Below are 14059 nucleotides of genomic sequence, written 5' to 3' on the forward strand. Positions count from 1 at the left end.
TCATCGATTGTTGACCACCCCTTTCATCGCTGAGCCATCTCCGTACCTGTCCGTCGTGATGACGGTCAACGTCCCGTTGGTTTCGAGAACGACCGTGGCGACCTGGGCCAGATCCCCGCATCCGCTGCTGCGCACGGCCTGAAGGATCTCGGATTCGCTCAGACGATTCTTTCGCATCTCGGCCGTCTGCAGCGCACCCTCGCGAAGGAGCGTGACCGGTTCCGAGGTCACGAGAGCCCGGGCGCCCTGCCAGCGACTGGATACGAAGGCCACCAGGAACTGCATGCTGGCCAGCAGCCCCAGAGCCGCGAACCCCTCGGCCCAGGTGACGTCGGTGCTCAGGAGAATGGTGGCGAAAGTGGAGCCCAAGGCGACGGTCACGACGAAGTCGAACGCGTTCAGCTGGCTGAGCGTGCGTTTTCCGGATGCTCGCAGTACCAGCACAAGGGTCAGGTAGGAGGCAGAGCCGATGATGAGCGTTCGGAAGATGTCGGACCACGAGTCGAACCACATGAATCTAGTTTCGCCCATCGGTCCCAAGAAGTGCAGCCGTCGGTTGAGGCAGCTGAAGGTAGGAAATGGCGATCTGGTGTCACAGCAAATTTTCTCGGTTCGACCTTTTCTCGTGTAGCGTCGAGCTACCTATAGACCTAAGGCGAAGGGCGACATGGCCTCGAGTACCCCGCGGCGGGCCGGCGGCCGACGCATAACAGAGAGCCTCCGGGCACAACTCTGGCCCGTTCCCAGCATCGCGATCGCCTTCGCGATCGCCATCGGAATCGCCCTCCCCATTCTTGATGAGGCGATCGACGACAACCTGCCCGTGTGGCTCACCGTCTACCTGTTCCAAGGGGGCGCGGATGCCTCCCGTGCGGTGCTCCAGGCTATCGCCGGCTCACTCATCACGGTGACCGCGCTGACCTTCTCGCTCACCGTCGTCACCATTCAGCTCGCGAGCAGCCAGTTCTCGCCGCGACTGCTGCGCACGTTCACAAGCGACAGCGTCGTGCATGCGACTCTCGGGCTGCTGCTCGGTACCTTCGTCTTCTCCCTGACGGTGCTACGGACCGTGCGTACCGGCGACGACGAGCGTGACGTGTTCATCCCGCTGATGTCGACCACGCTCGCCTACGTGCTTGCCGTTGCGAGCGTGATCGGGCTCGTGGTCTTCCTCGCGCATCTCGTGCGGGAGTTGCGGATCGAGACGATGCTGAGCACCGTGCACGCGGAGACATTCGCCGAGCTTGAGCGCAGCTTTCCCGATGGCCCCGGGGAAACAGTGATCGTGCCGACCGGGGGCCGCTCGACCGAGATCCTCGTGGACGCCGCGAAATCCGGGTTTCTCCTGACGGTCGACGAGCATTCCCTGCTCGACCTGGCGACCGCGCACTCCGTGGTCATCCGGATCGATGCGCTCCCCGGTGCGTCCCTGGTGCGGGGCGTGCCCCTTGCGACGCTCTGGCCGCAGAAGCCGGGAACCGAGATCGCCGAGGACGACCTGGCCGAGCTGCGCAGCAGTGTGGCCGCGGCGGTGTCGAGCGGATCGGAGCGCACCATCGTGCAGGATGCCGGATTCGGACTCCGCCAGCTCATCGATGTGGCGGTCAAGGCGCTCTCGCCTGGCATCAACGATCCGACGACGGCGGTACACACGCTGGGGCACGCCGCGGCGCTCCTGTGCGACCTCGCGGCCCGCGACCTCGGGCCTCGGCTGCTTCGCGACGAAAGCGAGCTGGTATGCGTGATCGTGCACCGACCGACCTTCGCCCACTACCTCGACCTCGTGATCGCGCAACCGCGCCTCTACGGCATAGCCGACGCCGCGGTCACGGCCCGGCTGCTGCGGCTATTGCAAGAGGTCGCCTGGAACGGCGAGGTCCCCGCCGTGCGTGCCGCGGTGCGCGACCAGCTGGCCCGGATGCGGGAATCGATGGCCCGGCAGGAGTGGATCGAGGCGGACCGCTCCCGGCTGAACGCGCTCGCGACCGAGGTTGATGACGCGCTCGACGGGCGCTGGCGCGCGGAGGCGCACGGAGCGGATTGAACCGATATGTCGCGAGCTAATTGACTGTCGACCTCGAGAGGGCGGGCGGCTTTGAGCTGCCAGTCGATCTTGAACGCAGCTTCGTGAGGCTCGTCGAGAGCGTTGTCACTGCACTGGAGGGCTGGGGGCGATCATGACGAACGCCGCAACGCGCCCCAACGCGGGAGCTGCGGCCACCGGCCGTGTTCAGCCCGCGAGTGCCGGCGTCAGCAGCAACACTGTCGGCACCGCGACCAGCGCGATCGCTCCGGCGAGAACGAGGGTCTGCCGCGGGCGCGACAGGCCCGGCGCGTCGCCGATGAGCCTGGTCACCCTCGCGCGCTGCTGATGAGCGTGGTGGCTGGCGAGGTCGGTGTCAATGGCGCTGGCTGTGCCGTTTTCTGACCCGCCAGCCGCGCCGCTCGCCACGAGTGCGATCGCACCGGCGAGGGTGCGGCCGTCGACCGTGCGCCGGGCGTGGTCGTCGGCGAGCATTTCGATGAGCAGGGCGACCTCGGTGCGCGCGCGGCTCGCGGTCGGAAACCAGGGCAGCGATCGGTGCCACGCGTCGAAGGCCATCAGCACGATGTAGTGGTGCTGCAGAAGGTGCGCCTTCTCGTGCTGGATGACGGCGCGAAGCTGCACGTCGTCGAGCAGCTGCACGAGTCCGGCGGAGAAGACCGTGATCGGATGCGGGCTCCCCGGCAGGCAATACGCGACGGGCAGTTCGACATTGATCAGCCGGGTGTTCGGGTGGTCGGGAACGGGAGTGCTGAGTAGCCGCACGAGCTGGCGGTGGCGCCGCCGCTCTCGCTCGATGAGCAGGGCAGTGCGAAGGAGGTTCGCGACGAGATAGGCGGCGAGCAGCCCGGCGACCACGAGCGCCAGCAGGTTCGAGATGGGGGGCGGCCACAACGTCGACCCTCCGGGTTCGAGGCCCGGCCCGCGTTTTGAGCCCGCTGCACCCGCGACCGCGGCCAGTGTCGCATCCAGAAGGGTGTTGCCGAACGGAGCCAGGCCGAACGTGAGCAGCGCGCCGATCATCGACAGCCCGCCGGCGAGGGCGATCGCCTGCCAGAGCGCCAACGCGGTGGCGGGCGCACGGGACGGCCACGCGGTGCGCGCGAGGGCGACCGGAACCGGCCACGCCAGAACTACCGCGAGTGCGGCGAGGGCGACGGCGGCGGCGATCACAGAGTCGTCAGGTGGGTCAGCGCGCGCCGGGGTCGAGCGCGCCGGGGTCGAGCAGCTTGCGCAGCGTTTCGGCCTCGCCCTCGCTCGCCTGTCCGACGAACCGCTCGAGTACAGCTGCGCGGTCAGACACGGTTCCGAGCACCTGGTGCATCAGCTCGGCCATGTGGTGTTCGCGCGTGTGGGCGGCGAGAAACCGGTGCGGGCGGGAGGAGCGGTCTCGTGCGACGAACTTCTTCTTCTCGAGGCGCGACAGCACGGTCAGCACGGTCGTCGGCGCCAGCCGCTTCTTCCCAGCGGGAGTCGCCGCAAGGCGGTCCTGGAGTTCGTAGGCGGACAGGGGCGCGGGGGACTCCCAGAGGATGTCCATGACTGTCCTCTCGAGTTCTCCGAGCGTGACCATCGGGCCCCTTACAGTTCTGCGCCGCGTTAACAAGTAATCAAGAATACCCCGGCGAACCTGTGCTTCTACGTGGCGTAGAAGTGGGTCGACAATGGTGTAGACAAGAGTTCTACGCTTCGTAGAAATTTGGCTCTTCCGCCCAAGCATTGGTGTGTACGTTGGACCCTCTCGAAATCGCCCGCTGGCAGTTCGGCATCACCACGGTCTACCACTTCTGGATGGTCCCGCTCACGCTCGGGCTCGGCCCCGTCGTCGCGATCATGCAGACGCTGTGGGTGCGCACGGGCGAGGAACGCTACCTGCGGATGACAAAATTCTGGGGCAAGCTCTACCTGATCAACTTCATCATGGGCGTCGCGACCGGCCTCGTGCAGGAATTCCAGTTCGGCATGGCCTGGAGTGAGTACTCCCGCTTCGTCGGCGACGTCTTCGGCGCCCCACTCGCCATGGAGGGACTGCTCGCCTTCTTCTTCGAGTCGACCTTCCTCGGCCTGTGGATCTTCGGCTGGGGCCGGCTCAGCAAGCGAGTGCACCTCGCCACCCTGTGGATCGCCGTGGCCGGCTCGGTTGTCTCAGCGTTCTTCATCATCGTCGCGAACTCCTGGATGCAGCATCCGGTGGGTGTCGAGATCATCGACGGCCGCCCCGTTATGGTCGACATCTGGGCCGTGCTCACCAATAACACCGCGATCTCCGCCTACATTCACACGATCTTCGGGGCATTCGCGGTCGGCGGCGCGTTCTTGATCGGCATCTCCTGGTACCAGCTGTGGCAGCGCCGCCGCGACGGGATCGACTCGGTGGATGCCGGTGGCCGGGTCGTCGTCGGATCGTCGGCCACCATCCGTGGTCGCGACAAGGTCGATCACTCGGTCTGGATCAAGTCGCTGCGCATGGGCGCCATCGTCGCGGTCGTCGCGTTCAGCGGAGTCGCCGTGAGCGGCGACATCCAGGCAAAGCTCATGTTCGACCAGCAGCCGATGAAGATGGCGGCGGCCGAGGCGGCCTGCAAGACCGGAACGAGCTTCTCGGTGCTCGCGATCGGCGACCTCGGGTCGCGCGACTGCAATGACGTCGTCAGCATCATCGAGATTCCCGGGCTGCTGTCGTTCCTCGCACACGGCGACTTCACGACCGAGATCAAGGGCGTCGCCGACCTCGTGCCCGAGTACCAGGCCAACTTCGGCACCAACCTGCCCAACGAGGCGCTGCTCGGCGCACGCGCCGGAGACGAGATCCAGTACGTGCCGATCATGGCGGTCACCTACTGGGGGTTCCGCCTCATGATCGGCTTCGGCGGGCTCGCGGCGTTCGCCGCGGTCGTCGCCCTCTGGCTCACCCGAAAGGGCACGGTGCCGCAGTCGAAGGGCATCATGCAGCTCGCGGTCGTCGGCATCCTCGCACCGTTCGCAGCCAACTCGGCGGGCTGGATCTTCACCGAGATGGGGCGGCAGCCGTTCGTGGTCGCGCCGAACCCGAATCCGTCCGGCGTCGACGGGGTGTTCATGTTCACCGCGGCAGCCGTGTCGCCCGGCGTGAGTTTCGTCGAGATTCTGTTCTCCCTCGTCGCCCTCACCCTCGTCTACGGGGTGCTTATGGTGTTCGAGGTCAAGCTCATCGTCAAATACGTGCGTGGCGGGGTGGTCTCGGCGATGCCGGACCTGGACCGCAAGGACGACGACCCCGACCATCCCGACGCCACACCGAGCGACGACGTCCTGTCGTTCGCCTACTAGGACGAGGAAGCTCCTCCATGGACGTTCTGCCCACTGTCTGGTTCATCGCCATCGCCGCCCTCTGGATCGGCTACCTGCTGCTCGAGGGGTTCGACCTCGGGGTCGGGATGCACATGCTCGTCACCGCCAAAAGCGAGACCCAGCGACGCGTCATGCTCAACACGATCGGACCGGTCTGGGACGGCAACGAGGTGTGGCTCATCACCGCCGGCGCCGCGACCTTCGCGGCCTTCCCGTTCTGGTACGCGTCGTTGTTCTCGGCCCTCTACGTGCCGCTCACCCTCGTGCTGCTCGGGCTCATCTTCCGCGCCGTCGCGATCGAATACCGCGGCAAGGGCAGCAGCGAGCGGTGGACCCGCAGCTGGGACCTCGCCCTCGGGCTCGGATCATTCGTCGTTGCGTTCGGCGTCGGCGCGATGCTCACCCTCACCACGACGGGACTGCCGCTCAACGAGAATGGCGACCGCGTCGGCGGAGCGTTCGCCTGGCTCAACGGGTACGCCGTGCTCGGCGGGCTCGCGGTGGTCGGATTCTGCCTCGTGCACGCGTCCACCTTCCTCGCACTCAAGTCGGACGGCACCGTGCGGGCAGCCGCCGGCCGCTGGTTCACCCGCTGGACCCCGGTCGCGCTGCTGCCCATCGTGGGCTGGGTGCTCGTCGTGCAGTTCCAGACCGGCACCATCATCACCTGGGCGCTCGTCGCCGTCGCCGTCGTCGCCGTGCTCTGGGGGTACCTCAACGGCCGCGTCGGCCGGGAGGGGCGCGCCTTCATCGGCGTCGCCGTCTTCCTCGTGGCCGGCGCCGCGTCGATCTTCGCGGCGGTCTTCCCGGTCGTGCTGCCATCGACCCTCGACCACGCGTTCGACCTGACCATTCAGAACGCCTCCAGCGGCGACTACACGCTCGCCGTGATGACCTGGGTGACCGCATTCGGCCTCCCGCTCGTGTTCGTCTACCAGGGCTGGACCTACTGGGTGTTCCGCCAGCGGGTCAGCGACCACCACATCCCCGCGGCGCACGTGGTCCGTCCCGCGACCGGCGAGTGACTCCCGGCGGGCCCGGGCGGCGTGCGCCGGGGATGCTGCGGGCAGGTTTCGGGCCCTCCGGCCTCAGGACGCTGTACGTGCTCGGCGTGCTCAGCGCCGTCAAGGCGGCGGCCCTCGTGCTGCTCGCCGGCTCGCTCGCCCGCGGAATCGTCAGCGTCATCGCCGGGGACGACGTGTGGAGAGACGCCCTGCTTGTCGCGGTCGCCGCCGCGCTGCTCCGCGCCCTCGCCAGCTGGGCGACCGGGGCCTACGCGGCGCGGGCCACCCTCGGTGCGAAGGAGGCGATCCGGCGCGATCTGGCCGATCGCCTCGTGCAGGGTGGCGGCGGCTCGGGCGGCGGCACGACGACACTCGCGACCCGCGGGCTGGACGAGCTCGACAAGTACTTCGGAACGGTGCTCCCCGCGATCACCAACGTCGCGGTCGTGCCGCTCATGGTCGGGGTGATGATCCTCTCGGCCGACTGGGTCAGCGCGCTCATCATCGTGCTCACGGTGCCGCTCGTGCCCGTGTTCATGGCGCTCATCGGCATGCAGACCCAGGATGACGTCGATGCGGCATCCGTCGCCCTCGGCCGGCTCTCCGACCACCTCGTCGAACTCGCGCGGGGGCTGCCTGTTCTTGTCGGGCTCGGCCGCGTCGAGGAGCAGACCGCGGCCCTCGACCGCATCTCGAACGACTACCGTGTCCGCACCATGGCTACCCTGCGCACGGCGTTCCTGTCGTCGCTCGCGCTCGAGCTGATCTCGACCATCTCCGTTGCCGTCGTCGCGGTGTTCATCGGCACCCGCCTGGTGAACGGCACCCTGCCGCTCGAGGTCGGCCTCCTCGTGCTCATTCTCGCGCCGGAGTGCTTCGCCCCGTTCCGTGACCTGGGAGCGGCGTTCCACGCCTCGAGGGATGGCGTGCTCGCCCTCGACCAGGCGCGCGCGCTCATCGACGCTCCCGTTCCGGTCAGCCCGGTCGCCGCCGCGGACACGATCGCGGTGCGCGGGTTGACCGTGCTCTACGAGGGCCGCGGCGGGCCCGCCGTCGACCACGTCCGCTTCGAGCTGCCGGAGGGGCAGATCACCGCGATCACCGGCGCGAGCGGAAGCGGCAAGTCCACCATTCTCGCGGTTCTCGCGGGTGTGCTCGGCGACGGCGAGGACGCCGCGATCGCGGGCACCGTCGCAGGCGTCGACCGCGCCCGTGTCGCCTGGGTGCCGCAGCATCCGCACACCGTCGGCGACACCGTGCGAGCTGAGCTTCGTCTCTACGGGGGCGCCGCGGCAACCGAGCAGAGCATCGACGCGGTGCTCCGGCAGCTCGGGATCGACCTCGTGGCCGACTCCGACCCGGCACAGCTGAGCCCGGGGGAGCTGCGGCGGGTGGGCATCGCGCGAGCGCTGCTCCGCGTCGACGACGGCGCCGTGCTCGTACTGCTCGACGAACCGACCGCCCACCTCGACGACGAGACCAGCCTCGTGATCGAACGGGCGATCTCCGGGCTGCGAGGCCGGGCGACCGTCGTCGTCGCCTCGCACGAGGCATCCGTCACCGCCCTCGCCTCGCACGTCGTGCGGCTCGGGGCGGCGACACCGGGCCGGCGGAACGAACGCGGCCCGGTGTCCGCCGGCTCGCTGGCGGAGGCTGTCGCCTCGCCCGATGGGTCGCGGCCGCCGGTCGACCCACCGACGGGTGCGCACCCCTCCACGCTCGGCGAGGAGTCCGACCGGGTCGCTGTGCCCGGCACCCTTCGGCTGTTGCGGGAGGTGCTCACCCCGGCGGCGGGACGATTCGCCCTCGCCATCCTGCTCGGCACCCTCGCCGCCCTTTTCGCCGTCGCACTCACGGCGGTGTCTGGCTGGCTCATCGTGCGGGCGAGCACGCAACCGCCGATCATGTACCTGCTGGTCGCGATCGTCGGTGTGCGGTTCTTCGGTATCGGGCGCTCGGTGCTGCGCTACGGCGAACGCCTCGTGACCCATGACGCCATCTTCGTGGCGGTCACGGGACTGCGCACCCGGCTGTGGCGCTCGCTCGCCGCGCAGGGGGCGACGTCCCGCAAGATGATGCGCGGCGGCACCGCACTGGACTACCTCGTCGTCACGGCCGACCAGGTGCGCGACCTCGCGCCGCGCGTTCTCGTGCCGCCGATCGTCGGCGTCGCGGTCGGCCTTGCCTCCGTCGTGGCGGTCGGGCTGCTGCACGCCCCCGCCCTGCCGCTGCTCCTGGCCTGCCTCGTCGTGTGCCTGATCATCGCTCCCGCCGTGGCGCTCGCGGCCGATCGCGCGGCCAGCCGGGGGCAGCAGGCGATCAGGTCGACCGTCACCCGCCGGTTCGCGGCCATGATCGCCGCCCGGGCCGAGCTGCGCGCCAACGGGGTAGACGCTCAGGTGCGCGCCGAGCTGCGCGACCTTGATACGAACGCAGGGGAGACCGCCCGCCGCAGCGCCTGGGCCCTGGGCCTCGGCGGCGCCGTGCTCATCGCGGCCAGCTGTTCCACCGCGGCCGGGATGCTCGCCGTGAGCGCGCCCGCCGTGCGCGCGGGCACGCTGCCGATCGAAGTCGTCGCCGTGCTCGTGCTGCTTCCGCTCGCGCTGCTCGACCCGCTGCTCTCCGTGGTCGACGCCGTGCAGCAGTGGCCGTCGCTGCGGCAGGCCCTGCGCCGGGCCGCGCGGCTCACCGCGGCCAGGGAGCTGCCCGGTTCTCAGACGCCATTCGCCCAGACGCGACTCGCCACCACGGCCCTGGCCGACGTCGTCGAGCTCGAGCTTCGCGCTGTCGCGGCCCGCTGGCCGCACGCACCCGTGCGAGCATTCCACGGCGTCAGCGCCACGGTCGAGACAGGGGAGTGGCTCGTCGTGAGCGGGGCATCCGGCTCCGGCAAGTCGACGCTGCTCACCCTCCTGCTCGGCTACCTCGCCCCGGACGCGGGCTCCTACCTCCTCGGGGGACGTGACTCCCGGCGGATCGACCCGCGCGAACTCCGCCGCCACGTGTCGTGGTGCCCCCAGGAGGGGCACCTCTTCGACTCGACCGTGCGAGCGAACCTGCTGATCGCCCGGGCGCGGACGGATGCCCCCGACGAGAGCGAGATGCTGCTCGCGCTCCGGCGAGCCGGTCTCGGCGGTGTCGTCGGGCGGCTTCCGCTCGGCCTCGACACGCGCATTGGGTCGGAGGGAGCGCACCTGTCCGGTGGCGAGCGGCAGCGGCTCGCTGTGGCGAGAACCCTGCTCACTCGCGCCGAGGTCGTTCTGCTCGACGAGCCGACGGCGCACCTCGACGCCGAGACCGCCAGCACCCTCATGGACGATCTCAGGGCCGCACTGTCGGGACAGATTGTGGTGCTCGTCACCCATCACCTGGTTGATCGTCAGCTGGACGACCAGCGCGTCGACCTCGACCGCCTCGCGCTGCCCGCTGCCCTTGTGTAGGCCGGCGGCGCGGGCATCCGGTCTCGCGACGGCGTCTCAGGCGCCGAACACCCAGCGGTCCACGAATCCGTTGCGGAACTTGCCGCCGGGATCGAGCCGGTCGGCGAGCTCGCGGAACTCGACCAGCCGCGGGTAGAGCTCGCCGATGCGGGCGGGATCGGTGTCGAAGACTTTCCCCCAGTGCGGCCGCGCGGAGAAGCGCGACAGCGCGTGGTCGATGACCGGGAGCAGCGCCTCGACCTCGGGGACGTGCAGCTTCCAGGTGAAGTGGATCCCGAGGCAGTCCTCGCCATAGCTCGGGCTGAGCCAGAGGTTGTCCGCAGCGATCGTCCGCAGCTCCGACACGAACAGGTGAGGGCGGATAAGCGGCGCGAGCGCACGCACCGCCTCGATCGCCTCGACGCCGTGGCGCCGCGGAACCAGGTACTCGCTCTGAAGCTCCTCGCCATTGCTCGGGGTGAACCCGAGCTTGAAGTGGGGCAGACGGTCCCACCACGGGCCGGGCACGCCCAACTGGGTTGTCGTGTTGCCGGCCGGCACGCCGGGCAACGGATGCCGCTGGAGCTCGGCTGGGGACGCCCCGAAAAAGTCTCCGGTGGGCGGGGGGCCGTCAGATCGGCGCTTGAGCCACACCTGCGTTGCGCCGTCGTCGCCCCAGTGGGTGAAGGCGCTCACGCTGTAGGCGCTGGCGGCGATGGCATCGAGATTGCTGGTCAGGGCATGCCAGGACAGGTTCTCGACGACATCCTGCTGCACCTCGAACGTCGGCTCGATGTCGAGGGTCACCCGCGCAACGATGCCGAGCGTGCCGAGGGAGACGACGGCACCGTCGAAGTCCGGATCGCCGCGCCGGAGGGTGAGGATGCCGCCGTCGGCCGTGACCATCTCGATTGCGGCGACCTCGGTCGACAGGCAGCCGTTGCGGTCGCCGGAGCCGTGAGTGCCGGGGGCGATCGCACCCGCCACGGAGATGTGCGGCAGCGAGGCGAGATTGTGCAGCGCCCATCCGGCCCGATCGAGCTGCCGGGCGAACTCCCCGTACGTGGCACCGGATCCGACGGTGACGGTGCGGTCGGTCTCGTCGATCTCGATGTCGAGCGGGATGCCTGCCGTCGAGACCTGCACCGCTGTCGTGTCGGCGATCCGGTTGAACGAATGCCGGGAGCCGAGGGCGCGGATGCGGGGCGTCGCCGCCACCATCTCGCGCAGCTCGTCGACCGAGCCCGGCTCGAGAAGATCCGAGGCGGAATAGCTGAGATTGCCTGCCCAATTAGTCGACGTCATCGCCACAGTCTGGTCAGAACCCGTGCGACCCGCCAGCCGACGGGCCGCCTAGGCGGTGTCGGCGAGTAGGTGCGCGGTGGCCTCGTCCACGATGAGATCGGTGACGAGCCCCGCGGCGAGGGCGCCGCGCAGCGCCGGAAGCTTGGACCGACCCGAGACCACGCACACCCGTCGCGGCACGCTCGCCACGAGGTCGAGGTCTGGCCCGCTCGACCGCGAGTTCATCTCGATGCCGTCGTAGCTGCCGTCGCTGCGGTAGAACACGGTCGCGAGATCGCCGACAACATCGGTGCCCGCCAGCGCCGCGTAGTCGCTCTTGTCGAGGTAGCCGCCGATGTGCACGTGGCTGGGCACGGCCGCGCTCGTCGAGCCGAGCCCGAACAGCGCGATGTCCATGCGCGTCTGGATATCGAGCACGCGTCGAATGGCTCGCTCCCTCCAGAGAGCATCTTTAGTGGCCGGATCGTCGAAGAACGCCGGCACGGGGAACTGCTCGACCGTCGCGCCGTAGGCGACGCCGAAACGGCTCATGATCTCGCTCGCATAGACGATCCCGAGCGTGTGCGTGTTGGCGGCCCCGTTGAGCTGGACGACCGTCGAGTTGTGGGTGGTCTTATCGGGAAGGTGGCGGCTCACGGCGCTCATGGTGCCGCCCCAGGCGATGCCGAGGGTCATATTCGAGTCGAAGAACGGCGCGAGAATACGTGCAGCCGAGACCGCGACGCGCTCGAGCCGGTCGACCTCGTTCGTGGAGTTCGGAACCGGAACGATGTGCGCGGTAATGCCGAAACGATCGCGCAGCCGACGCTGGGCGGTGGAGATCCGGTCGGCGGGGGATTTCACCTGAATCTCGACGAGGCCGCTCTCCCGGGCGAAACTGAGCAGCCGCGACACCGAGGATCGCGACGTATGCAGCTCCTGGGCGATCGCCTCCATCGTGATGTCCTGCAGGTAGTAGAGCTGGGCGGCGCGGAGGGCATCGCGCGCCTTGTCGGGATCGTAGTCGGATAGGACGGATGCCATGATGATCGGCCTCTCCTTGTCCTGCACGTATGTGCAAGACAGTTGATCGGTTTTGTGCGGGCGGTCACACTGTATCAGTCAGCAATTCCCGCTCCGGGGATCCATCACTCAAACAAAGGTGTTGCGCTAGTGAGCACAGAATCGAAGACCACGGCATCCGTTTCCGGACTCCGACCCGACGTCGCTGCGATCGTCTCCGCGCCGACTGCCCAAGTTATCGTCATCGGTGGGGGGATTAACGGCATCGCGACCTTCCGTGACCTCGCACTGCAGGGCGTCGACGTGGTGCTGGTCGAGCGGGGTGACTTCTGCTCCGGCGCCTCGGCGGCCTCCTCGCACATGATCCACGGCGGGGTGCGCTACCTCGAGAACGGCGAGTTCCGCCTGGTCCGCGAGTCGGTCCAGGAGCGCAACCGGCTGCTGCGCCTCGCGCCGCACTACGTGAAGCCCCTGCCGACGACGATCCCCATCTTCTCCACCTTCTCGGGCATCCTGTCCGCGCCGCTGCGCTTCCTCACCCACAAGCAGCAGGGCAAGCCCAAGGAGCGCGGCGCCCTGCTCATCAAGCTGGGCCTCACCGGCTACGACTCGTTCTCCCGCGACGGCGGCAACGTGCCGCGCCACCAGTTCAAAGGCCGCGCGGCCTCGCTCGCCAAGCTTCCGGAGCTGCGCCGCGACGTCAAGTACACCGCCACCTACTTCGACGCCGCAGTCGAGAACCCCGAGCGGCTCGCCCTCGACCTCGTCGCCGACGCCCGCGCCACCGGGCCCCACGCCCGCAGCGCCAACTACATCGAGGCGATCGGCGTGCGCGGCGACGACGTGCTGCTGCGCGACACCGTCACGGGCACCGAGTTCTCGGTGTCGGCCAGCGTCGTCGTCAACACCACCGGCCCGTGGACCGACCTCACGAACACGGCGCTCGGACGGCCGACCGAGTTCATGGGCGGCACCAAGGGCTCCCATATCGTGCTCGACAACCCGGCGCTCTTCGCCGCCTGCGCCGGCGGCGAAGTGTTCTTCGAGAACAACGACGGCCGCATCGTGCTGATCTACCCGCTCAACGGCAAGGTGCTCGTCGGAACCACCGACATCCCGGCCGACATGGGCGAGCCCGCCGTCTGCACCGAGGACGAGGTCGATTACTTCTTCGAACTCGTCTCCCACGTGTTCCCGAAGATCCCCGTCGACCGGTCGCAGATTGTCTTCCGCTACTCCGGCGTGCGCCCGCTGCCGAGCGAGGATGCCGCACCCGGCTTCGTCTCGCGTGACTACCGCATCGAGAAGACTCCGTTCGGCGAGAGCGGAGCGGTGAAGATGTTGAGCCTCGTCGGCGGTAAGTGGACCACGTTCCGTGCGCTCTCCGAACACATCAGCACCGACACTCTCGAGATTCTCGGTGTCGACCGGCGCGTGAGCACCGAGGACCTCGCCATGGGCGGCGGCGTCGGCTTCCCCGCGGCGGGAGCGGAGACGGATGCCTGGATCGCGAACCACTCCGGCGGACTCGGCCGGGCTCGCACCGCGCAGCTGCTTGCCCGCTACGGCACGACGGCCGCCGACGTGATCGCGTTCCTGCAGACTGCCGGTGACCAGCCGCTCGGCGCGCTCGAGGGTTTCAGCGCTGGCGAGATCGAGTACCTGTGTGAGCGTGAGTTTGTCGTGCACCTCGGCGACCTGTTCCTGCGACGCACGATCATCGCCTTCGCCGGTGGGCTCACCCAGCCGGTGTTCGACGAGCTCGCCTCTGTCGTCGCCTCCGCGCTCGGCTGGTCGGCCGAGCAGCTGGCGGCGGAGCGCGAGTCGGCGGTCGAGCACCTCGCCGTGTTCCACGGACTGGCGCTCGTCGCGGCCCCGGTTACCGGTCGTCCGGTGGCCGACGCGGTCTGAGCGTGAGCAGGCCCGGTCGGCCTGACCGGGCGGCCGGTCGGATC

10 protein-coding genes are annotated in these 14059 nt (G+C 68.9%); 5 read left to right on the forward strand and 5 right to left on the reverse strand.

The genetic code is table 11. The features are described from left to right. Window positions 1-513, reverse strand: a complete 513-nt coding sequence (locus BHD05_RS05800) for a DUF421 domain-containing protein (RefSeq protein WP_161885596.1) — start codon at window positions 511-513, stop codon at window positions 1-3. Window positions 514-667: 154 nt separating this feature from the next. Here BHD05_RS05800 and BHD05_RS05805 point away from each other — a divergent pair, with 154 nt between their 5' ends. Further along, window positions 668-2044, forward strand: coding sequence for a DUF2254 domain-containing protein (locus tag BHD05_RS05805; protein WP_161885597.1), 1377 nt, complete (start codon window positions 668-670; stop codon window positions 2042-2044). Window positions 2045-2230: 186 nt separating this feature from the next. Here the strand turns inward: BHD05_RS05805 and BHD05_RS05810 are convergent, their stop codons facing one another. Together BHD05_RS05810 and BHD05_RS05815 are read right to left on the reverse strand one after the other, a co-directional pair. Next, window positions 2231-3217, reverse strand: coding sequence for a M56 family metallopeptidase (locus BHD05_RS05810; protein ID WP_161885598.1), 987 nt, complete (start codon window positions 3215-3217; stop codon window positions 2231-2233). Between the two features lie 16 nt (window positions 3218-3233). Further along, window positions 3234-3617 (reverse strand): BlaI/MecI/CopY family transcriptional regulator, encoded by a 384-nt coding sequence (locus BHD05_RS05815; RefSeq protein ID WP_161885599.1) that lies wholly within the window; start codon window positions 3615-3617, stop codon window positions 3234-3236. Between the two features lie 158 nt (window positions 3618-3775). Between BHD05_RS05815 and BHD05_RS05820 the strand changes: the two genes are divergently transcribed. The 3 genes from BHD05_RS05820 to cydD are packed head-to-tail and all read left to right on the forward strand — an operon-like array spanning window position 3776 to window position 9818. Continuing rightward, window positions 3776-5353: a cytochrome ubiquinol oxidase subunit I gene (locus BHD05_RS05820; protein WP_161885600.1), complete on the forward strand. Its 1578-nt coding sequence runs from the start codon at window positions 3776-3778 to the stop codon at window positions 5351-5353. Window positions 5354-5370: 17 nt separating this feature from the next. Further along, window positions 5371-6399: a cytochrome d ubiquinol oxidase subunit II gene (cydB, locus tag BHD05_RS05825; protein WP_161885601.1), complete on the forward strand. Its 1029-nt coding sequence runs from the start codon at window positions 5371-5373 to the stop codon at window positions 6397-6399. A 32-nt stretch (window positions 6400-6431) separates the two neighbouring features. After that, entirely contained in the window at window positions 6432-9818 is a 3387-nt protein-coding gene (cydD, locus tag BHD05_RS05830) for a thiol reductant ABC exporter subunit CydD (protein ID WP_161885602.1), read from the forward strand. Between the two features lie 36 nt (window positions 9819-9854). Here cydD and BHD05_RS05835 read toward each other — a convergent pair whose 3' ends face one another. Together BHD05_RS05835 and BHD05_RS05840 are read right to left on the reverse strand one after the other, a co-directional pair. Next, a complete protein-coding gene (locus BHD05_RS05835) occupies window positions 9855-11102 on the reverse strand; it encodes an FAD-binding protein (RefSeq protein ID WP_161885603.1) in 1248 nt (415 codons plus the stop codon). A gap of 48 nt (window positions 11103-11150) precedes the next feature. After that, entirely contained in the window at window positions 11151-12125 is a 975-nt protein-coding gene (locus tag BHD05_RS05840) for a sugar-binding transcriptional regulator (protein ID WP_161885604.1), read from the reverse strand. 129 nt (window positions 12126-12254) lie between these two features. Between BHD05_RS05840 and BHD05_RS05845 the strand changes: the two genes are divergently transcribed. Then, window positions 12255-14015, forward strand: coding sequence for a glycerol-3-phosphate dehydrogenase/oxidase (locus BHD05_RS05845; RefSeq protein ID WP_202614300.1), 1761 nt, complete (start codon window positions 12255-12257; stop codon window positions 14013-14015). Window positions 14016-14059: the final 44 nt, after the last annotated feature.

This window comes from Marisediminicola antarctica (assembly GCF_009930795.1).
GTDB lineage: Bacteria > Actinomycetota > Actinomycetes > Actinomycetales > Microbacteriaceae > Marisediminicola > Marisediminicola antarctica.

Excerpts from the sequence above, each read along its gene's own strand:
- BHD05_RS05840 (WP_161885604.1), bottom strand. The coding sequence starts at position 12,125 with ATGGCATCCGTCCTATCCGACTACGATCCCGACAAGGCGCGCGATGCC.
- BHD05_RS05800 (WP_161885596.1), bottom strand. The coding sequence starts at position 513 with ATGTGGTTCGACTCGTGGTCCGACATCTTCCGAACGCTCATCATCGGC.
- cydB (WP_161885601.1), top strand. The coding sequence starts at position 5,371 with ATGGACGTTCTGCCCACTGTCTGGTTCATCGCCATCGCCGCCCTCTGG.
- BHD05_RS05835 (WP_161885603.1), bottom strand. The coding sequence starts at position 11,102 with ATGACGTCGACTAATTGGGCAGGCAATCTCAGCTATTCCGCCTCGGAT.
- BHD05_RS05815 (WP_161885599.1), bottom strand. The coding sequence starts at position 3,617 with ATGGTCACGCTCGGAGAACTCGAGAGGACAGTCATGGACATCCTCTGG.
- cydD (WP_161885602.1), top strand. The coding sequence starts at position 6,432 with ATGCTGCGGGCAGGTTTCGGGCCCTCCGGCCTCAGGACGCTGTACGTG.
- BHD05_RS05805 (WP_161885597.1), top strand. The coding sequence starts at position 668 with ATGGCCTCGAGTACCCCGCGGCGGGCCGGCGGCCGACGCATAACAGAG.